Origin of the sequence: Kitasatospora sp. NPDC051705 (assembly GCF_044453265.1) — a bacterium.
Taxonomy (GTDB): Bacteria; Actinomycetota; Actinomycetes; order Streptomycetales; family Streptomycetaceae; genus Kitasatospora.
In genome coordinates this window covers 413875-432675 of the sequence record NZ_JBITCO010000001.1, presented here as the reverse complement: position 1 = coordinate 432675, position 18801 = coordinate 413875, and the positions used below count along the sequence as shown (strand labels likewise).

18 protein-coding genes are annotated in these 18801 nt (G+C 75.8%); 2 read left to right on the top strand and 16 right to left on the bottom strand.

The genetic code is table 11. The annotated features are described in order from the left end of the window. The first annotated feature begins 140 nt into the window (after positions 1 to 140). Complete coding sequence (locus ACIA8Q_RS02025; RefSeq protein ID WP_363364572.1) at positions 141 to 1508, top strand: streptophobe family protein; 1368 nt, start codon at positions 141 to 143, stop codon at positions 1506 to 1508. A 32-nt stretch (positions 1509 to 1540) separates the two neighbouring features. On the opposite strand, the gene ACIA8Q_RS02020 is transcribed toward ACIA8Q_RS02025, so the two are convergent. The 5 genes from ACIA8Q_RS02020 to ACIA8Q_RS02000 all read right to left on the bottom strand — a co-directional run bounded on the left by ACIA8Q_RS02020 (position 1541) and on the right by ACIA8Q_RS02000 (position 6876). After that, the gene (locus ACIA8Q_RS02020) at positions 1541 to 2038 is read right to left on the bottom strand and encodes a hypothetical protein (protein WP_360221889.1); all 498 of its coding nucleotides are present in this window, start codon (positions 2036 to 2038) and stop codon (positions 1541 to 1543) included. 171 nt (positions 2039 to 2209) lie between these two features. Continuing rightward, positions 2210 to 2587 carry a DUF1304 family protein gene (locus tag ACIA8Q_RS02015; RefSeq protein WP_360221886.1) on the bottom strand — a complete coding sequence of 126 codons (378 nt, stop codon included), beginning with the start codon at positions 2585 to 2587 and terminating at the stop codon, positions 2210 to 2212. A gap of 86 nt (positions 2588 to 2673) precedes the next feature. Beyond that, positions 2674 to 3660: a serine/threonine-protein kinase gene (locus ACIA8Q_RS02010; RefSeq protein WP_360221892.1), complete on the bottom strand. Its 987-nt coding sequence runs from the start codon at positions 3658 to 3660 to the stop codon at positions 2674 to 2676. A gap of 161 nt (positions 3661 to 3821) precedes the next feature. Next, entirely contained in the window at positions 3822 to 4409 is a 588-nt protein-coding gene (locus ACIA8Q_RS02005; protein WP_360221883.1) for a hypothetical protein, read from the bottom strand. Positions 4410 to 4521: 112 nt separating this feature from the next. Further along, positions 4522 to 6876 (bottom strand): FHA domain-containing protein, encoded by a 2355-nt coding sequence (locus tag ACIA8Q_RS02000; protein WP_360221880.1) that lies wholly within the window; start codon positions 6874 to 6876, stop codon positions 4522 to 4524. A gap of 146 nt (positions 6877 to 7022) precedes the next feature. Here ACIA8Q_RS02000 and ACIA8Q_RS01995 point away from each other — a divergent pair, with 146 nt between their 5' ends. Further along, the gene (locus ACIA8Q_RS01995; protein ID WP_360221877.1) at positions 7023 to 8372 is read left to right on the top strand and encodes an acyltransferase; all 1350 of its coding nucleotides are present in this window, start codon (positions 7023 to 7025) and stop codon (positions 8370 to 8372) included. Positions 8373 to 8404: 32 nt separating this feature from the next. On the opposite strand, the gene ACIA8Q_RS01990 is transcribed toward ACIA8Q_RS01995, so the two are convergent. The 11 genes from ACIA8Q_RS01990 to ACIA8Q_RS01940 all read right to left on the bottom strand — a co-directional run bounded on the left by ACIA8Q_RS01990 (position 8405) and on the right by ACIA8Q_RS01940 (position 18674). Next, positions 8405 to 9193 (bottom strand): DUF3050 domain-containing protein, encoded by a 789-nt coding sequence (locus tag ACIA8Q_RS01990; RefSeq protein ID WP_360221874.1) that lies wholly within the window; start codon positions 9191 to 9193, stop codon positions 8405 to 8407. Positions 9194 to 9249: 56 nt separating this feature from the next. Beyond that, complete coding sequence (locus tag ACIA8Q_RS01985; RefSeq protein ID WP_360221871.1) at positions 9250 to 10218, bottom strand: transketolase C-terminal domain-containing protein; 969 nt, start codon at positions 10216 to 10218, stop codon at positions 9250 to 9252. Then, a complete protein-coding gene (locus ACIA8Q_RS01980) occupies positions 10215 to 11240 on the bottom strand; it encodes a thiamine pyrophosphate-dependent dehydrogenase E1 component subunit alpha (protein ID WP_396316602.1) in 1026 nt (341 codons plus the stop codon). The genes ACIA8Q_RS01985 and ACIA8Q_RS01980 overlap by 4 nt, the downstream gene beginning before the upstream one ends. Then, positions 11237 to 12151 (bottom strand): phytanoyl-CoA dioxygenase family protein, encoded by a 915-nt coding sequence (locus tag ACIA8Q_RS01975; RefSeq protein WP_360221866.1) that lies wholly within the window; start codon positions 12149 to 12151, stop codon positions 11237 to 11239. Before ACIA8Q_RS01975 ends, ACIA8Q_RS01980 begins: the two co-directional genes overlap by 4 nt. Positions 12152 to 12182: 31 nt before the next feature. Further along, on the bottom strand, positions 12183 to 13169 hold the full coding sequence (gene hppD / locus ACIA8Q_RS01970) for a 4-hydroxyphenylpyruvate dioxygenase (protein ID WP_360221863.1): 987 nt from the start codon (positions 13167 to 13169) through the stop codon (positions 12183 to 12185). Between the two features lie 102 nt (positions 13170 to 13271). Beyond that, the gene (locus ACIA8Q_RS01965) at positions 13272 to 14528 is read right to left on the bottom strand and encodes a beta-ketoacyl-[acyl-carrier-protein] synthase family protein (RefSeq protein WP_360221860.1); all 1257 of its coding nucleotides are present in this window, start codon (positions 14526 to 14528) and stop codon (positions 13272 to 13274) included. Next, positions 14525 to 16141 carry a class I adenylate-forming enzyme family protein gene (locus ACIA8Q_RS01960; protein ID WP_360221857.1) on the bottom strand — a complete coding sequence of 539 codons (1617 nt, stop codon included), beginning with the start codon at positions 16139 to 16141 and terminating at the stop codon, positions 14525 to 14527. Before ACIA8Q_RS01960 ends, ACIA8Q_RS01965 begins: the two co-directional genes overlap by 4 nt. 278 nt (positions 16142 to 16419) lie before the next feature. Beyond that, a complete protein-coding gene (locus tag ACIA8Q_RS01955) occupies positions 16420 to 16947 on the bottom strand; it encodes a beta-ketoacyl synthase N-terminal-like domain-containing protein (protein WP_360221854.1) in 528 nt (175 codons plus the stop codon). Between the two features lie 67 nt (positions 16948 to 17014). After that, complete coding sequence (locus tag ACIA8Q_RS01950; protein ID WP_360221851.1) at positions 17015 to 18151, bottom strand: beta-ketoacyl synthase N-terminal-like domain-containing protein; 1137 nt, start codon at positions 18149 to 18151, stop codon at positions 17015 to 17017. Next, entirely contained in the window at positions 18148 to 18402 is a 255-nt protein-coding gene (locus ACIA8Q_RS01945) for an acyl carrier protein (RefSeq protein ID WP_360221848.1), read from the bottom strand. Before ACIA8Q_RS01945 ends, ACIA8Q_RS01950 begins: the two co-directional genes overlap by 4 nt. After that, positions 18399 to 18674 carry a phosphopantetheine-binding protein gene (locus ACIA8Q_RS01940; protein WP_360221845.1) on the bottom strand — a complete coding sequence of 92 codons (276 nt, stop codon included), beginning with the start codon at positions 18672 to 18674 and terminating at the stop codon, positions 18399 to 18401. The genes ACIA8Q_RS01945 and ACIA8Q_RS01940 overlap by 4 nt, the downstream gene beginning before the upstream one ends. Between the last annotated feature and the right edge of the window lie 127 nt (positions 18675 to 18801).

The window sequence follows — 18801 nt, the reverse complement described above, 5'->3', positions numbered from 1 at the left end:
CCGCGAACCGCCTGCCGGGGGCGCCGGGGGTCGCCGGTCGGCGCCGCCCGTCGGGACCGTCCGTCGGGACCGCCCGCCGAGCGTGCCCGCCGGGCGTCGGCCACTCTGGGACGCGAAGCCCCACGCACCGAGGAGGCCCCATGCAGCAGCCCACGCCCCGCGTCGCGGGCCCGCCCGGCGCCCTGCGCGGCTGGCTCGACGCGCTCGCCGTGGTGCTGGCCGGGGTCGCCGCGATGGCGGCGGTGGCCGCGCTGGGCCTCTGGCTGGCCGGTGCGAACGACCTGCCGGGCGGTGGGTTCCCGTCGGTGCTGGCCGCGACGCTGGCCCTGGCCGTCGGCGGTTCCGTCCAACTCGACGGTGGTGCGGGCCAGTTCGCCGCGCTGGACGCCGGGATCAGTGCGATGCCGCTGTCCGTCTCGCTGGCCGGCGCGGTGGTGATGGCCGAGGTGTTCCTGCGTCAGCTGCGCTTCCGCGCGGTGGCGGCGGGCGGTGAGCTGCTCGGCCGGATCGCCCGGACGGTGGCGCTCTGGCTGGTCGCCCTGGTCCTGCTGACCCTCGGCGCCCGGCACACCTTCACCGTCCCGCTCGGCAACGACCTGGTGCAGTCCATCGGCGGCGCGCTCGGGCTCACCCCTGAGGTCGGTTTCCACGCGGACGCCCCGAGCACGATCGGGATCGGTCTGGCCTGGCTGCTCGCCGTCCTCGCCGGGACCTTCGCGGTGTCCCGCCGGGCACCGCTGCCGCGCTCCCTGGTGCGCTACCAACTGGCCGTCCGCCCAGCCGCGTTCGCGCTCTGGGCGGTGCTGCTCGGCTATGTGGCGATCGGGGTGGTGGCCGGGGTGCTGACCGCGGTCGTGCACGGGAACGCCAGGCAGACCATGGCGGTGGTGCTGCTCGCGCTGCCCAATCTGGTCTGGATGGCCTTCGGCGTCGGGCTGGGCGCGGAGTGGCACGGGCGGCTCGACGGCGCGCTCGGCCTACCGGTGCCCGAACCGCTCGCCGAGGTGCTGCGCGCCCCGGGCGGCGGAACGGCCACCGTCGACCTGGGCACCCTCGCCGACCAGGACGCCCGCAGCTGGTGGCTGCTGCCGCTGGCGGCGGTGCTGATGCTCGCCGCCGGGTTCCTGGCGGCCCACCGCTCGCCGCGCGGCGTCCCGCTCTGGCAGCACGCCGTCCGCTTCGCCCTGGCCGCCGCGGTCACGATGCTCCTGGTCGGCCTCTGGACCCGGGTGGACGCGAGCTACGGCCTGTCCGTCCTCGGGGTGGGCGTCGGCGAGGGCGGCCTGGGCGACCTGCTGGGCAGCGTGCTCGGCGGCACCAACCCGCTGTCCGGGCTGGGCAGCGGCAGCCTCACGCTGCAACCGGTGCTGCTGACGGCCGTCCCGCTCGCCGCGGGCTGGGGCCTGCTCACCGGCGCCCTGGGCGCGCTGCTGGCCGCCCGGACGGGCCGCCGGGGCGAGGTCGCCGACCCGGCGCGGCCGGCGGACGCGGCGGGCCCGCCGGGCTGACGGCCCGGCGGGCCCGGCGGCCGGTGCCGGCGTCAGAACAGCCGGTGGCCCCGGACCCGGACGGTGCGGCCGCCGCCCTCCCGGATCCGCCGGAGCCGGCCGACCCCGCTGTGCAGCTTCGCGGTGGCCAGCAGCGACGGCCCGACGACCACCCCGGCGGCCGCCAGCGCGACCAGGACCCCGATGGTGTCGACGGCCCGGTCGTCCCCCTCCTCGACGGTCTGCCCGCCGAGGTGGACCAGCATCGGGAGGGTGACCAGCAGCGAGAGGACCAGCAGCCAGCCCAGCACCCGCTGGACCAGCTGCTTGCCCCGCGCCCGGCCCGCGCTCTCCACCCGCACCGAGAAGGCCTGCGTGCAGCGGGGGCAGATCAGTCCGACGTCCCGGCGCCCGGCGGCCGGCCGGGGCGATCCGCCGGGCGGCAGGTGGGACACGCTCCACCGGACGGTCGTGGTGGCCGGCCCCCGCTCCACGGCCACCCGGCAGCCGATGCTCACCACGTACCGCTCGCCGATCGACGACCGCGCCATGCCCGCCACCCCCGGGAGTCCGCCGCCGCGCGCGTCGCGGGGGCAGGCGGATTGTTGCCGCGGCGCGGGCGGGCGAAACGCGCCGCACGGGAGGCCGCCGGGCGGCAGCGGCCCGGCGCCGGCCGGCGGGGTGGCGTCGGCGGGCGGCCCGGCGTCGGCGGGAGGGGTGGCTCAGAACGCCTGCGCGAGCAGGACGACCGCCGCCGGGACGGCCTGGGCCAGGGCCACCCGCCAGAGCCGGCGCTCGGAGACGAACAGGGTGATGCCGCCGGCCACCAGGAACGCCCCGATGTAGCTGATCACCGCTCGCCCCGCGGTGGTGTGGCCGTCCGTGTGCAGGAGGACCAGTCCGGCGACCAGGCCGAGCGCCAGGAACAGGTTGTAGAAGCCGACGTTGAAGCGCCAGAGCCGCACCTCCGGGGCGTCCGCCGTGCTGCCGGTGAGCAGGAACCGCACCCGGGGGTGGCCGTACAGGAAGCTCTCCAGCGGCCACGCGATGAGGTGGATCGCGGCGGCGAGCATGGCGAAGACCTGGCTCACGGCGTTCATGGGTGCGACTCCTCGGGACGGCGGCGGGCGGTGCGGGCGGCGGGCGACCCGGCGGGCGGGACGGCCGGGGCGGGGGTCGGGAGCGCTCACCGCGGCGGCGGGTGGACCACCGGTGCGGCCCAGGCCGGCGGCTCGGGCACGGCGCCCGGCCCCGGGCCGGGCCCGGCGGCCACCGGGACGACCTGGGTGGGCGGCCCGGCCCCGTTCCAGGGCTCCGCGCCGTCGCCCCGGCCGGGCGCCGCGGCGCTGGCCGCGCGTAGCTCGGCGACGAACTGCAGGCAGCTGGCGTACCGCTCCGCGGGCGCCTTGGCGAGCGCCCGGGTGATCACGGCCGCCGCGGCGGCGGGCAGGTCGGGGCGGTGCGTGCGCAGCTCGGGCGGCGGGTCGTTGAGGTGCGCCCAGAGCAGGGCGAGGTCGCTCTCCCGGCGGAACGGCGGGGTGCCGGCGAGCATCTCGAAGACCACGCAGCCGAGGCTGTACTGGTCGCAGCGCCCGTCCAGCGGCTTGCCGGAGATCTGCTCGGGCGCGGCGTAGTCGAGGGTGCCGACGATCTGGCCGACGCTGGTCAGCCCGCTCAGCGAGAGGGACTTCTTGGTGAGCCCGAAGTCCGCCAGGTACAGGTGCTCGGGGTGCTCGCTGTCCGTCCCGGCGGCGACCAGCACGTTGCCCGGTTTGACGTCGCGGTGGACCAGGTCGTGGTCGTGCGCGGCGTCCAGTGCGGAGGCGATCTGCAGGGCCAGCCGGGCGGCCCGCTCGATCGGGAAGGGCCCGCCCCGGTTGAGCAGGCCGCGCAGGTCGCCGCCCTCGACGTAGCGCATCGCGATGAACAGGATGCCCTCGTGCTCGCCGGCCTCGAACACCGGGATGATGTGCGGGTGGTCGATCGCCGCGGCGGCCTCGGACTCGTGCATGAAGCGCTGGCGGAACACCTCGTTGCGGGCCAGTTCGGGGGCGAGCAGCTTGACGGCGACGGTCCGGCGCAGCCGCAGGTCCTTGGCCCGGTACACCACGGCCATGCCGCCGCGTCCGATCTCCCCGTCGAGCCGGTAGCCGGCGATCCGGCGCCCGACCATGCCGGCCGGCAGGCTGGGGGCGGACAGCTGGTCGGTCGGCCCGTCCGGCGGCCCCTCCGGGGGCGGCCCGGGCGGACGGCCGGCGGGCCCCTCCGGCAGCGGGTCGGGGGACGGGTCGGGGGGCGGGTCGGGCGGCCGCCGGTCGGCCGGTTCGGTCGGGTTCACAGGTCGACCGCCCTGGTCGGCGCGTACGGGCCCTGCGCGGGCTCCTGCGGGGCGGGCCCGGGGGCGGGCGAGGGCCGCGGCGTGGGCGCGGGGGTCGGTGCGGGCCGGTCGGTGGCCGCGTACGTCTGCAGCTGGAGGCCGTCGCAGTAGCACCACCGGTCGTGCACCGGGTCGAACACCCAGAGCGCCTCGCCCTCGACGACCAGCCCGATCCGCAGGCCGCGGGCCCGGTCCCGGAACGTCTCCAGGTCCAGCGAACCGGCCGCGAGGTCCTCCAGCAGGGTCCGGTAGCGGGCCAGCGCGGACTCGGCGTCGGCGAGCGCGGGGCGCGGGTCGGCGGTGCGGGCGGGCGGGCCGCCGACGGCGGGCGGGGTGTCGGGCAGGGTGATCAGCAGGCGGCCGTCCACCCAGGCGGACCAGCCGTTGGAGCAGAGGATCTGCGCCCAGTCGCCCTGCCGGGAGAGCAGGCGCACCGGGAGCAGGGCGTCCAGCCGGGCGGAGGGCCGGGCCGGGTCCGGGGCCGTCCAGGTGGCCATCCCGGCCGGCGGGGCGACGTGGGTGGGGCGGAACGCGAACTCGTCCATGGGCGGCTACATTTCCTCCGCCGCGCGAGCCGCGGCCGCGCGCGGCACGATTCGCAGCACAGGTCTGTCTCCCACTCTACCGGCGGCGGTCCGGTCCAGCCCGGGGCCGCCGTCACCGCCGCATGATGGCGGGCTCGTGCCGCCGCAGCAGGGCCAGCACGGCCAGGCCGTAGGCGACGGACAGGGCGGGCAGCACGGCCATGCTGAAGAGCCAGCCGGCGCGCTCGTGCCGGAACATCGGGTCGACGGTGATGTTGGTCGGGAAGATGCTGTGCAGTTCGATGGTGCGGGCCATCGCGGAGAGTCCCCAGCGGGACGGGATCAGCCAGGCGAACTGCTCCAGCCCGGGCACCCCGTGCAGCTTGAGCATCAGCCCGCTGAAGACGATCTGGACGACGGAGAGGAGCACCAGCAGCGGCATGGTGGCCTCCTCCTTCTCCACCACGGCCGAGACCACCAGGCCGAGCATCATCGCCGAGAAGGCGAGCAGCGCGACCGCGATGATCAGCTCGGGCAGCTGCGGCATGACCACTCCGGTCGGCACCGCGAAGGACAGGTCGACCCCGGCCAGTCCGACCACGGTCAGTACCACGGCCTGACCGACCGTGACCGTGCCGAGCACCACCACCTTGGACACCAGGTAGGCCGACCGGGACAGTCCGACCACGCGTTCGCGCCGGTAGATCGCCCGCTCCTTGACCAGCTCGCGCACCGAGTTGGCGGCGCCGGTGAGCAGGCCGCCGATGCAGAGCGTGAGCAGGCAGTTGACCGCGTTGTCCGGGGTGATCCGGCTGCCGGCCATCACCCGGCACATCAGGCCGATCACGAAGGGCAGCACCACCATGATGGTGAGGAAGAGCCGGTCGGCGGCGAGCACGGCGGTGTACCGCCGCACGAGGGTGCCCAGCTGGGCGAACCAGCCCTGCGGCTTCTCCCGCCCGATCGAGGGCGCCTGCGCGCCGGGCGGCGGCACGGCGGGCACCGGAACGGCCGGGACGGACTCGGCGGCCACGTAGCGCCGGTACTGCGGGGAGGCGCGGAAGCGGCGCTGCCAGGCCTCGTGGTCCTCGCTCTCGAAGGCCTCGAAGGCCTCCGGCCACTCCTCGAAGCCGAAGAACTCCAGGGCCTCGCCGGGTGGGCCGTAGTAGGCGGTGCGGCCGCCCGGCGCGAGCACCAGCAGGCGGTCGCAGACGTTGAGGCTCAGCACGCTGTGCGTCACCACGACCACCGTGCGGCCGTCGTCGGCGAGCCCGCGCAGCATGTGCATCACCGAGCGCTCCATGCCCGGGTCGAGGCCGGAGGTCGGCTCGTCGAGGAAGAGCAGGGAGGGCTTGGTCAGCAGCTCCAGCGCGACGCTGACCCGCTTGCGCTGGCCGCCGGAGAGGCTGGCGATCACCTGGTCGGCGCGTTCGGCCAGGCCGAGTTCCTGGATCACCTCGGTGACCCGGGCCTCGCGCTCGTGCTTGGCGGTGTCGCCGGGGAAGCGCAGCTCGGCGGCGTAGGAGAGCGCGCGCCGCACGGTCAGCTGGGTGTGCAGGATGTCGTCCTGCGGGACGAGGCCGATCCGGCGGCGCAGTTCCGCGTAGTCGCGGTAGAGGTCGCGGCCGTCGTACAGCACGGTGCCCTCGTCGGCGGGGCGCAGCCCGGTGAGCGCGTTGAGCAGGGTGGACTTGCCGGCGCCGCTCGGTCCGGCGACGGCGAGCAGGGCCTTCTCGGGGAGCGGGAAGCTCATGTCGTCCAGCAGGACCCGGTGGTCGGGGCCGACCCTGACCACCAGGTGCTGCACGTCCAGGGAGATCTCGCCGGTGTCGGTGTACTCGACCAGGCGGCCGTCGGAGAGGCAGAGCGCGGAGTGGCCGATGCCGACGATGTCGGCCGGTCCGACGGGCGCGCGCCGCACCGGGCGGCCGTTGAGGTAGGTGCCGTTGTGGCTGTCGAGGTCGACGATCTCGTGCCCGCCGTCGGGCAGTTCGCGCAGTTCGGCGTGGTGGCGGGAGACCACCAGGTCGTCCAGGACGAGGTCGTTGTCGTCGGAGCGGCCGATCCGCACGGTGCGGTCGGGCAGCTGGATCACCGCGCTGGGGCTGCGGAAGGTGCCGGAGGACTGCGGGGCGAGCAGCGAGGTCCGTTCGCCCGGGTCCGGGCGGGGCAGGCCGGCGAAGGTCGCGGAGGGGCCGTCGGCCGGGTCGCCGAAGCGCAGCCTCGTCCCGGGGCCGACGTCCTCGCGGTCGACCCGGTGGCCCTCGTCGAAGGTGCCGTTGGTGCTGCCGACGTCCTCCAGCAGCCAGTGGCCGTCGTCGGCGCGCAGCACCGCGTGGTGCCAGGAGACCCGGGGGTCGTCCAGCACGATCTCGCTGGTCGGGTCGCGGCCCAGGTGGTAGGCCCGGGTCGGTTCGATCAGCTGCGACTCGGTGTCGGTGACCAGGACGAGGGGCGGCGCGACGGACGCGCCGGGGCGCTCTCCCATGGTCGGATTCTATCGCCGGGACGGCCTCACGGCCTTCCGGAGGGCGGGCCTCCCGGATCGCGGGATTGGACTGGACCACTGTGACGGCGCGGCACTATCGTTCGGCGTGCCCGCAGCCACCCGCCGAACCACCGGGGACGGAACGCATGAGTATCTGGCCGCAGTTGCGCCTGTCCCGGACCGTCAGAGCCGGCCGTGCCCCGGGCACGGTGCTGCGCTGCGGACTGATGGACACCATGCTGGCCGACCTCGCCGTCTCGGTGGTCCTCTGCTTCGACCGGCCGCTGGACGACGAGCGGCTCGCCGCCGGCCTGGCCCGCGCCCTGGAGCGGGTGCCGGTCTTCGCCGGGCGGCTGCGCACCGTGGACGGCGTCCTGGAGGCGGTCTGCGACGACTCCGGCGTCCCGCTGGACCTCTACACCGTGGACGGCACGCTCGCCGAGGCCATGGGCCGGGTGACGGCTCCCGGCTCCGACCTGGCCGACCCGGTGGACGCCCCGGCCGCCCGCACCGGCGGCGCCCCGCTGTTCACCGTGCGGGTCACCCGCACCGGCGACGGCGGCACCGTGCTGGGCTGCTCCTGGCACCACGCGGTCGGCGACCTGCACAGCTTCATGCTGCTGCTGCGGATCTGGTCGGCGGCGGTCGAGGGGGAGGAGCTGCCGGAGGCCGAACTGGTCGAGGACCAGGACGCGTTGCTGGCCGGAGTGCTGCCGGAGTCGGACTGCGGGCGGCCCGGCTTCCGGGTGCCGGGGGAGGAGGAGGCGCAGCTGCTGGCCCGCGAGGTGGCGGCCGGGCCGCGCGCCAACCGGACCGTCCAGATCCTCTTCACGGACGCCGAGGTCGAGCGGATGCGCGAGGAGTTCAGTGCCGCGGCCGGGCGCCGGCTCTCCTCCGGGGACGTGCTCTGCGCCCACGTGGTCTGCACCCTGCGGGAGTTGGACGGCGACGGGGCCGAGCGCTGGCTGACCGTCCCGGTCAACGCCCGCCGCTGGCTCGGCCTCTCGCCCGCCCTGGTGGGCAACCTGCTGGGCGACGTCCACCTGCCGCACCAGCCCAAGGACGGCCCGGCGGCGCTGGCCGGCGCACTGCGGGCGGCCGTCGAGGAGTTCCCGACCGCCCACCTCAACCTGCGGGCCAACCTGGACTTCCTGGCCTCGCTCGGCCGTGACCGGCTGCGCGACTGCGTCCCGCTGGGCTTCGACCCGCAGGCGCGCCGGTTCAGCTTCTCCAACTGGAGCCGCTTCGGCGCCTACCGGGTGAGCTTCCAGGGCCACCGCCCGGTGTTCTTCAGCCCGACGGCCAACTACCCGCTCCCGTGGGTGAGCTGGACGGTCGAGGGGTTCGGTGGCGCAGGCTTCCTGACCACCGTCGTGCTGCCGGCCCGGCTCGCCGCCCGGGTGCGGGGGGCGGAGGGCCGGGCCGCGCTGCACCGCTTCCGGGCCGCGGCCGACGAGCTGCCCACGTCGGCCGCGGCGGTCCCCAAGGTGATCTGACGGATCGTCAGGACATTCTCGGAGGCGGTGCGTCAGGCGAAGGCGGCCTCGATGGCCGTCCAGAGCGCGACCCGGGCGCGCAGCGCGGTGCGGACGGTCTCGGCGCAGGAGTCCCACTTGGCCTGGTCGTCGCCGCACAGGTCGATCAGCATCTGCATCGCCATCGGGGTGTGCTGCTCCCCGTCCACCTCGATGTGCCGCGCCAGGTAGTCCTTGAAGACGGTGAGCACGCCGTCCGGGTCGTCGATGCCGACCACCTGGGCGAACATGTCGGGGATCAGGTCCTCGCGGCCGAAGGCGAAGGCGGCGGCCCGGCAGTGCACCGGCGCGTTCTCGATGATCGACCAGGTGGTGCCGGTGAAGTCGGCCGCGGCCTGCGGGACGGCCGCGGCCTTCAGCGCCTCCGGGACTGCGGTGCCGGCGCCCAGCAGGCCCAGGAACTCCTCGACCGGCCGCGGGTCGGCGCCGGCCTGCCGCATGCCCTCGACGTAGAGCTCGAAGTGGCTGGTGTAGCCCTCGCCCAGCTCGTCGCTCTCCTCCACCAGCACGATCTCGTTGATCAGCCGGCGGCTGGCGGTGGGCCCGTTCGGCACCCACGGGACGTCCACGCAGGTGAGGTCGCGCTGCAGGCTCTTCAGCAGCGACATGAAGTCCCAGACGGCGAACACGTGGCTGTCCAGGAAGGTGCGGACGCGCCCGATGCTGGTCAGCCCGCCGTAGACGGTGTGGCCGACCACCTCGCGGCGCAGCGGGTCGATGGCCTGCTGGAGGCTGGTCAGGCCGGGGTGCGAACGGTCCCAGTGGTAGCGGTTGGTGGACACGTCGACTCCTTCTGTTCGGGGGGAATGCGGGGGAGAGGGGGTGGGGCAGGGCTGCTTCAGGGCTGCTTCATGACGGCGTGCAGCGCGTGGCGCAGCTGCTCGCGGCCGGGCTGCAGGGCACGGTCGAGGGCGGGGGCGAAGGGCAGGACGGCACCGTCGGGGCGGGTGACCCGGCGGGGCGGGGCGATCAGGTGCATCTCCTCGGCGGCGGTGGCCAGCACCTCGGCGGCGAGGCCGCAGCTGCGGTTCGAGTCGTCGAGGACCACCAGCCGACCGGTGCGTTCCAGCGAGGCGGCGAGCGCGGCCCAATCTAGGGGGTGGAGCGTGCGCGGGTCGAGGACTTCGACGGAGATCGTCCCGGAGACCTCCTCGGCCACCGCGAGCGCGTCGTGCACCAGGTGCCCCACCGCGACGACCGTCACGTCGGTGCCGTGCCGGTGGATCCGGGCCCTGCCGAGCGGGACGGCTTCGAGCTCCTGGGTGACGGTCTCGCGCACCGGCAGGGCGGCGGCCGGGGCGAACACCACCACCGGGTCCGGGTCGCGGATCGCCGAGCGCAGCAGCCCGTACGCGTCGGTCGGGGTGGCGGGCACCACGGTCTTCACCCCGGCGTGTGCGAACAGGCTGTACGGGTGGTCGGAGTGCTGCCCGGCCCAGCCGTCCCGGGAGCCCGACCCGGGCACCAGGCAGGTCAGCGGGACGGCCGCCTGACCACCCGTCATCAGCGAGAACTTGTGTGCCTGGTTGACGAGTTGCTCGAAGACCAGGAACAGCAGCGAAGGGATCTGGAACTCCAGCACCGGGCGCCGCCCGGCGAGCGCGGCGCCGATCGCCATCGCGGTGAAGGCCTGCTCGGACAGCGGGGTGTCGACGATCCGACCGGGGCCGAAGCGGTCCAGCAGGCCGAGCGTGGGCCCGGCCAGGCCGGCTCCGATGTCCTCGCCGAACACGCAGACCGCCGGGTCGGCGGCGAGCTCGTCGGCGATCGCCCGGTTGAGCGCCTTGGTGTACGAGAGCCTGGTCATGCCACCGCCCCCGCCCGGGGCCGCAGACCGTCGGCGTACAGGTGGTCCAGGGCGCTGGCCGGGTCGGGGTGCGCGGAGGCCAGCGCGAAGTCCTCGGCGACGGCGAGCCGGCCGGCGACCTCCTCGTCGATCCCGGCGACGGCCCGGGCGTCCAGCAGGGCGGCGGCCCGGGGGAGCGGATCCCGGGCGCGCCAGGCCGCCACCTCCTCGGGGGTTCGGTAGTGCAGCTTCATCCGGCGTTCCATGGTGTGGTGGCCCTCGTAGCGGTAGGTGCGGCACTCCAGGAAGCCGGGGCCGCCGCCGGCCCGGGCCCGGTCGACCGCGCGCAGCGCGGCGGCGCGCACGGCCTCGGTGTCCATGCCGTCCACCTCCTCGGCGGGGATGCCGAAGGCGGCCGCCCGCCCGGTCGCGCTGCCCGCGACGGCGGTGGCGGCGGGCAGCGTGGTGGCGTAGCCGTTGTTCTCGCAGACGAACAGCACCGGAAGGCGCCACATCGCGGCGAGGTTGAAGGATTCCAGCAGCACGCCCTGGTTGAGCGCGCCGTCTCCGAAGAAGGCGACCGCCACCCGGCCGTCGCCGGCCTGCCGGGCCGCCCAGGCGGCGCCGACCGCGATCGGGGCGCCGGCGCCGACGATGCCGTTGGCGCCGAGGATGCCGAGCGAGAGGTCGGCCGCGTGCATCGAGCCGCCCCGGCCGCCGTTCAACCCGTCGACCCGGCCGGCGAGTTCGGCGAGCAGCCGGTCGGGCGCCGCGCCGCGGGCCAGGACGTGGCCGTGCCCGCGGTGGGTGCTGGTGAGGCGGTCGCCGGGGCCGAGCGCCGCGCAGACGCCGACCGCGACGGCCTCCTGGCCGATGTACGGGTGGATGCCGCCGGGGATCGCGCCGGCCCGGACCAGGCCGAGCGCCAGCTCCTCGAAGCCACGGATCAGCCGCAGCATCCGGTAGCGCTCGGCGGGCGTCCCGAGCGGCGCCGTCCCGCCGGGTCCGGCCGCCCCGGCGGCGGGACCGGGGGAGGCCGTCACCGGGTGCCCCGCCAGACCGTCGGGCAGAACCGCGGGTCGGCGTAGTCGGGCCGGCCGTCCGCGGTGCGGCGCACCAGCACGTCGTGGTTGTACACCACAGGCTCGCCGTCGGCCCTGGCGTGCCGGCGGTACGCGTTGGCGCCGTCCTGCAGGTGCAGCGAGACGGCCCGGCGCGGGAACGCGGCCAGGTTGGGGCCGCTGCCGTGGTAGGTGCGGCAGTGGTGGAAGGACATGTGGCCGCGCGGGATCTCCATCGGGACGGTGCGCACCTGCTGCCCGTTGTGGGCGGCGTTGGCGGCCAGGATGCCGTCCAGCTCGCCGCGGTCGCGGTCGGCGAAGTGCCGGGTGGAGTCCTCGCCGGAGTCCAGCTCCCGCCAGCGGTGGCTGCCGTCGACCATGGTGATGGTGCCGTTCTCCTCCCCGCAGTCGTGGAACGGGATGAAGGCGGTGAGCATCTCCTCGGAGGTCGAGGTCTGCCAGTAGTGCTTGTCGAAGTGCCAGGGCACCCGGTTGCTCGGCTCCCCGGGCACCGGGGGCTTGTAGATCAGGGTCGCCTGGAAGATCCGGATCTCCTCGGCCCCGGCGAGCAGCGCGGCCACCGCGCCGACCAGGGGCTTGCGCAGGATCGCGCCGATGGCGTCGCTCTCGTAGTGCACGTAGTCGTTGTGCCGCTGGACGGGGCCGTGCGAGGGCTCCCAGGAGGCCAGTCTGGGCGGGCGGACGGGCAGTTCGCGGTCGCGTGCGCCGGCGTAGTACAGCTCGGTGGCGGCCTGGAGGGTGTCCAGCTCCTCGTCGGAGAACAGCCGGCGGGACAGGTACCAGCCGTGCTCGCGGTAGTGGGCGACCTCCTCGGGCGTGGGCAGCAGGTCGCGTTCGGCGTCGGTGAGGTGGAACTCGGTGACGGTGGTCACGGGTGGTGCCTCCTTCTTCGGGATCCGGCGGTCAGACGGAGGCGGCGGAGCTCTGCCGTTCGACGGCCTCGTAGAGGGCCTTGATGTTCGCGGTGCCGAAGGTGCCGGCGCCCTGACGCTCGATCAGCTCCAGGAAGTACGTCCGCCGCGGGTGGGTGGAGCGGACGAAGATCTGGAACAGCTGGCCGCCGTGGTCCTGGTCGACCAGCACGTGCAGGTCGCGCAGGGTCTCCACCGGGATGGCGGTGGTGCCGAACCGCTCGGCGAGGGCGTCGAAGTAGGCGCCCGGGGTGCTCAGGAACTCCACGCCGCGGGCCCGGGCGGTGCGCACGGCGGTGGCGATGTCGCGGGTGCGGAAGGCGAGGTGCTGCACGCCGGCGCCGTCGTGGGAGGACAGGAACTCGTCGATCTGGCCGGGCCGGCGGCTGGTGTCCGGCTCGATCAGGGTGAAGGTGACCTCGCCGGAGGCGCTCTGCACCACGCTGGAGTCCATGGCCTGCTCGCCGACCTCGATGTACTCGCCGAAGATCCGGTGGAAGCCGAGCGCGGCCTCGCAGAACCGTACGGCGTCGGCGAGTTCGCCCGCCGGGACGCAGATCGCGACGTGGTCGAGGGCGTCCAGCAGGCCCGGGGCCTCCCCGGCGTCGGCCTGGCGCTCCGGGACGAGGCGCAGGGCGGTGTCGCCGAAACCGGCGATCAGCCCGCCGGCCCGGTCCAGCACGCGGGCGCCGTGCCGCTCGGCGCGCTCGAGCGCGGCCTGCGGGTCGGTGCAGGACAGGGCGAGGACGGCGACGCCGTCCCCGTGCCGGGCGACGAACTCGGCCACCGGGTGGCCCGGGTCGGCGGCGGAGGCCAGGTGCACGCGGATCGAGCCCTGGTGCAGCCGGACGGTGCGGGTGCCGTCCGGCGCGGTCACCGGCGGGTCGGCGGTGAAGTCGAAGTCGGCGCAGAGGCCGGCGGCGGTCTTGTCGGCGTCGGAGCAGTGGTACTCGACGTGGGTGATGGTCTGGATGGACAACGGGATCTCCCCCCGGAGGGATGGGAAGGGCGGGCTCGGGCTGGTCGGACGGGCCCCGGCGGGCGGTCCTGGTGGACGCCGGTCCGGTCCGCCGGACAAGCCCTAGCGGGCGGCCCGGGTGGACGCCGGGCCGAGGATCAGGCTGAGGTTGTGGCCCCCGAAGGCGAAGGCGTTGCTCAGCGCGGCGCGCACCGGTGCGGTCCTGGCCGCGCCCCGGACGTGGTCCAGGTCGCAGGCCGGGTCGGGGTCGTGCAGGTTGAGCGTCGGCGGCAGCGTCCCCCTCGCCACCGCCAGGGCGGTCACCGCCGCCTCCAGGGCGCCCGCGGCGCCCAGGAGGTGGCCGGTGGAGCCCTTGGTGGAGCTGACCGCGGGCGGCCGGCCGGCGAAGACGGCGTGCAGCGCGGCGGTCTCGGCCACGTCTCCGAGCTTGGTGCCGGTGCCGTGGGCGTTCACGTAGTCGATGTCGCCCGGGGCCAGGCCGGCGTTCGCGAGCGCGGCGCGCATCGCGTCGGCGGCGCCGGCGCCGTCCGGCCGGGGCATGGTGGGGTGGTGGGCGTCGGTGGAGGCGCCCCAGCCGATGACGTCGGCGTACCCGGCGGCGCCGCGGGCGTCGGCGTGCGCGGCGCGTTCCAGGACGAGGACGGCGCTGCCCTCGCCGAGCACGAAGCCGTTGCGCCGGGCGTCGAACGGGCGGCTGGCCTGCTCGGGCTGCTCCCAGCCCTGGGCGAGCGCCCGGGCGTTGGTGAAGGCGGCGGCGATGGTCGGGTGCAGCGAGGACTCGGTGCCGCCGCAGACCACGACGTCCGCGTCGCCGGAGCGGATCAGCCGCAGCCCTTCGGCGACGGCCTGGGCGCCGGCCGCACAGGCCGTCACCACGGCCGAACTGTAGCCGCGGATGCCGTGCTTGATGGCGATCCGGGCGGTGGCCATGTTGGAGAGCATGCCCGGCAGCAGGTACGGGCTGACGCCGGGGCGGCCGCGCTCCAGGCGGCGGTGCGACTGCTGCTCGAAGGTCTCCAGCCCGCCGCCGCCGGTGGCCAGTACCACGGCGGTGCGGTGCGGGTCGACGCCCTCGCCGACCACCAGGCCGGCGTCGGCGAGCGCGTCGTCGGCGGCGGCCAGGGCGAGCAGGACGAAGCGGTCCACGCAGCGGGTCTCGGTCGGCGGCAGCACCTCCCGGCCGTCCACGGCGGGGGCGATCCCGGCGGCGGGCAGCCAGCCGTGGGCGGGGTGGCCCTCGGGGACGGCGCGCAGGCCGGAGCGGCCGGCCGTCAGCGCCTCGAACACCTCGGTGGGCTTGCGGCCGAGCGGTGAGACCAGGCCGATGCCGGTGACGACGGCTCCCGGGCGGGCGCTCATGCCTGCACCGCGGCGAGGTAGCGCTCGCGCAGCAGCACCTTGCGGACCTTGCCGGTCGGGCCGAGCGGGATGTCGCTCCCGGAGACCACCAGCACCTGGCGGACGGTGGCGGCGGCGGCCTCGTCGAGGGCTGCGACGACCGCCTCGGTGCGGTCGGCGTCCCGGTCGGCGCCCTCGGCCAGGATCAGCAGCACGTCGGTGACGACCCGTTCGCCGTCGCGGACGGCCACCACCGTGCAGTCCGCCGCGTCGGGGCAGGCGGCCAGCACCCGCTCCTCCGACATGGCGGTGAACAGGCGCCTGCCGTCGCCGAGTTCGACCGAGTCGACGGCCCGGTCGACGTGGTAGTAGTAGCCCTCCTCGTCCCGGTACATCAGGTCGCCGGTGAGGAAGCGGCCGCGGATCCTGGTGCGGAAGGTGGTCGCCGAGTCGTTCCAGTAGCCGAGGGCCAGGGTCGGTGAGGCGGTGGCGAGTTCGCCGACCTCGCCGGGGCCGAGCGGTTCGCCGTCCGGGCCGACCACCTCGCAGTCGACGAAGGCGTGCGGGCGGCCCACGCAGCGACCGTAGCGCTCGGTGCCGGGGCCGTGGGTGATGAAGAAGTGCGAGTGGCCCATCTCGGTGGAGCCGAGCCCGTCCACGAACAGCGATCCGGGTGTGCGGGTGCGGCCGGCGCGGGTGACGGACTCCCGGCTGCCGGTGGCGATCAGGCGGCGGATGTGCACCTCGTGCGCGCAGTCGCCGGTGTTCCACCAGAGGGCGACGGAGGAGAGGTCGCGGGCGGCGAGGTCGTGGTGGGCGAGGTCGGCCCAGGTGGCGGCGAAGCCGACGACGCCGGTGGGCCGCCACTGCTCGACGGCGTCCAGCACCCCGGCGCCGGACTGCCCGGACAGCACGGCGAGCCGGGTGTGCGAGCTGAGCGCGAGGTTGAGCGCGATCAGGGTGGCGGCGTGCGGCGCGGGCAGTGCGCTCAGCATCCGCTCCTGCCCCTGCGGGCGGGGCAGCCGCAGCCGGTGGCGGATCGCTGCGTACAGGCTCGCGTGCGAGTGGACGACGGCCTTCGGCATGCCGGTGGTGCCGGAGGAGTGGGTGATCGCGACCGGGTCGCCGGACCAGTGCCGGTAGGGCGCCGGGGCGTCGTCCGGGTCGGCGGCGCCGAGCGTGCCGATCTCGGGGAGCAGCGGCGCGCCGGGGTCGTGGTCGGCGAGGGCGGCCAGGTGTGCGGGGTCGGCGAGCACGCCGACCGCGCCGATTCGGGCGATGTAGCGGGCGGCCCGCTCGCCGTCGAGGTTGGGGTTGAGCAGCGCGGGGACGGCGCCGAGCCGGGCCAGGGCGAGGAAGGCGAGCACGTGGTCGGCGGCGTCGCCCGCGTAGACGACGACCGGGTCGCGGCGGGTGATGCCGAGGCCGTGCAGGGCGGCGGCGCGGGCCCGGACGGCGCGGTCGAGCTCGCGCAGCGTGAAGGGCTGCCAGGCCGGGTGGCCGTCCACCGCGGTGTCGAAGGTCAGCAGCGGCTCGTCGAGGCCGAGGCCGAGGGCGAGCCGGGTGGTCAGGACGTTGCCGGCGCCGACGTCGGGGTCGTCCGCCAGCAGGGTGCGGAGACTGCGGATGGTCACGGGGGTGGATCCCTCCCTCGGGGCCGGGGCCGGGGGCGGCCCGGGCGGCTGATCGGGTGTCGGGGCGGTGCGGCCGCTCGGGCGGCGGGGGGCTTCGGCGGGTGGCGGCTGGGCGGCGGCTTCGGCGGGCGGCCCGCGGGGACCGGCCGGGGCGGCGGTCGGCCGCGGGCCGTGGGCCTCCGGTGCGGCGGAGCCGGTCCGGCCGGGTGCGGCCCGCGCGGGTGCCGGCCTCGTCGCCGGCTACCCCCGGGGGCTACCGCCGGTGGTGGCCCGGCGGTTCAGCCGGTGACCAGGACGGCCACCGCGTGGTCGCCGTCGTCGGTCTGCTCGGCGGCGACGACCAGGACCAGGTCGGCGTCGCCGTCCGCGAGGAGCAGCGCGGCGAGGTCGAGGGCGTCCGCGGGTACGGTTCCGGGGGCGGCCTCGGCGGGGCTGATCGCCAGGACGGGGCCGGTCAGGCCCCAGCGGGCGGCGATGTGCCCGAGCACGGCGTTGGGGTTGGACTGGAAGAACAGCAGCGGGGCCGGTCGTCGCCCGGGTTCGGCCGTGCGGTCGATGGCCCGCGCGGTGGCGCGGTCGCCGCCGGCGCTCGCCAGCAGCAGGGCGGTCCGCCCGGGGGCGGGCGGTGGTCCGTGGTGCGCCTGCAGACAGCGGTCGGCCGTGTCGGCGACGAGCGGGCCGAGGCCGGATCCGGCGAAGCCGGGCAGGGGCGGCGGCGGGCCGGTCAGACCGGGGCCGGGTCGGCGGGCCTCGGCGAGGACGCGCAGCGCGCGGGCGGCCGGGGCTGGGGTGCGGTCGGTGATCATGGTGTCGGTGTCGGTGCCGGTGCCGGGGAGGGGGGCGGGTACGGGCGGCGCGTTCGGCTCGTGCGGTTCACGCGGCGGCCACCAGCAGGGCGGTGTTGGCGCCGCCGAAGGCGGAGTTGAGACTGAGCGCGTAGCGGGGGCCGGCGGCGCGCGGGCCGTCCAGGACGAGGTCGAGGCCGACGTCCGGGTCGGGGCCCAGCCAGCCGGCGTTGACCGGCAGCAGGCCGCGGCCCAACGCGCCGATGGTGACGACGAGTTCGAGCAGGGCGGAAGCCTCGAGGGCGTGCCCGTGCACGGACTTGCTGGAGCTGACCGGCAGTTCGGCGGTGTGGCGGCCGAACACCCGGCGCAGCGCGCTCGCCTCGGCCTGGTCGGCGAGGGTGGAGCCGGTCCCGTTGGCGTTGACGTAGCCGACCTCCTCCGGGGCGACGCCGCCGCGGGTGAGCGCGGCCTCGATCGCCCGGACGGCTCCGTCGCCCGCGGGCTCGGGGCGGCAGACGTGGTGGGCGTCACCGGCCCGCCCCCAGCCGGCCAGCCGGGCGAGCGCGGGGGCGCCGCGCCGTTCGGCGGCCGGAGCGGCCTCGACCACCACGGCGGCTGTCGCGTCGGCGAGCAGGGTGCCGCTGCGACCGGTGCTGAACGGTCGCAGTTCGCCGTCGCGGGCCAGTGCCCGCCCGGCGTCGAAGACGGCGAACACACCGGGTTCGACCAGGTGCCCGGCCGCGACCAGGACCCGTTCGTGCCGTCCTGCGGCGACCAGTGCGGCGGCGTCCGCGACGGCGGTGGAGGCCGCCACGCAGGCGCCGGTGTACACCCGGGTGACGCCCCGGGTGCCCCAGACGGCGCTGACGCCGGCCGCCACCGCGTCGGCGGTCCTGCGGGTCCGTTCGTCGCTGTGCAGGGCGAGCAGGACGGGCATCCGCCCGCCGTCGTCACCGGTCAGCCCGGCCTGCCGGCAGGCCTGGCCGATGGCGTCGAGGACGGCCCGGGCCAGCGGGAAGGTGTGCGCGAGCGGGACGCCCGGTGGCAGCAGGGCCGCCCGGGTGGTGCGGCGGGCGCTCACGTCGAAGCGGGTGACCGGGCCGAACGCGGCCTTGCCGTGGACGGCGGCCTCGGTCAGCGGGTCGGGTCCGCGCCCGGCGGCGCTGAGCACCCCGAGCCCGGTGACCACCGGCCGGGTGCCGGCGGGCGGGGTACCGGTCATGGCCGTGCGGCCGAGCGTTCGGCCAGGACGGCCGCGCGCAGCAGGTCGGTGGCCTCGTCGACCGTCCGGACGGCGCCGAAGCGGTCGTCGTCGAGGTCCAGTTGGATGCCGTAGCGCTGCTCGAACTCGGCTATCAGCCAAGTGAGTTCGAGGGACCCGAGATCCTCCGGCACGTCGTCGGCGGCGCGCTGCCCGAACGCCGCCAGCATCGTGCGGACCTCGGCCCGGTCGGGGAGGCCGGAGTCGCTCACGCCGCGCTGCCGGTGGTGGCGGCGGTGGCGGCGATCCGCTTGACGACGTCGGCGGTGAACTCGTCGAGCGTCATCAGCGCGGTGGTCTCCATCTCGTCCAGGTCGAACTTGATCCCGAACTCGTCCTCGACCTGCACCGACAGTTCGGCCAGCGCGAGCGACTCGAGGTCCAGCCCGGCCGGCCCGAGGTCGGTGTCCCCGGTGACGTCGGTGACGTCGTACTGCATCTCGGTCAGGGAGGCGAGGACGAACTCGCGGATGCGGTCCTGCATGGTGTGGCTCCTTGTCGGGGTGGTGCAGCGTCGGTGCGGTGTGCGGTGTGCGGTGTGCGGTGTGCGGTGTGCGGTGTGCGGTGTGCGGCGTCGGGTTTTCGTGCAACGTCGGGGTGGTGCAGCGTCG

What these genes read in the sequence shown, in the direction of transcription:
- ACIA8Q_RS02025 (WP_363364572.1), top strand. Translation starts at nt 141, where the DNA reads ATGCAGCAGCCCACGCCCCGCGTCGCGGGCCCGCCCGGCGCCCTGCGC.
- ACIA8Q_RS02020 (WP_360221889.1), bottom strand. Translation starts at nt 2,038, where the DNA reads ATGGCGCGGTCGTCGATCGGCGAGCGGTACGTGGTGAGCATCGGCTGC.
- ACIA8Q_RS02015 (WP_360221886.1), bottom strand. Translation starts at nt 2,587, where the DNA reads ATGAACGCCGTGAGCCAGGTCTTCGCCATGCTCGCCGCCGCGATCCAC.
- ACIA8Q_RS02010 (WP_360221892.1), bottom strand. Translation starts at nt 3,660, where the DNA reads ATGGTCGGGCGCCGGATCGCCGGCTACCGGCTCGACGGGGAGATCGGA.
- ACIA8Q_RS02005 (WP_360221883.1), bottom strand. Translation starts at nt 4,409, where the DNA reads ATGGACGAGTTCGCGTTCCGCCCCACCCACGTCGCCCCGCCGGCCGGG.
- ACIA8Q_RS02000 (WP_360221880.1), bottom strand. Translation starts at nt 6,876, where the DNA reads ATGGGAGAGCGCCCCGGCGCGTCCGTCGCGCCGCCCCTCGTCCTGGTC.
- ACIA8Q_RS01995 (WP_360221877.1), top strand. Translation starts at nt 7,023, where the DNA reads ATGAGTATCTGGCCGCAGTTGCGCCTGTCCCGGACCGTCAGAGCCGGC.
- ACIA8Q_RS01985 (WP_360221871.1), bottom strand. Translation starts at nt 10,218, where the DNA reads ATGACCAGGCTCTCGTACACCAAGGCGCTCAACCGGGCGATCGCCGAC.
- ACIA8Q_RS01965 (WP_360221860.1), bottom strand. Translation starts at nt 14,528, where the DNA reads ATGAGCGCCCGCCCGGGAGCCGTCGTCACCGGCATCGGCCTGGTCTCA.
- ACIA8Q_RS01955 (WP_360221854.1), bottom strand. Translation starts at nt 16,947, where the DNA reads ATGATCACCGACCGCACCCCAGCCCCGGCCGCCCGCGCGCTGCGCGTC.
- ACIA8Q_RS01950 (WP_360221851.1), bottom strand. Translation starts at nt 18,151, where the DNA reads ATGACCGGTACCCCGCCCGCCGGCACCCGGCCGGTGGTCACCGGGCTC.
- ACIA8Q_RS01940 (WP_360221845.1), bottom strand. Translation starts at nt 18,674, where the DNA reads ATGCAGGACCGCATCCGCGAGTTCGTCCTCGCCTCCCTGACCGAGATG.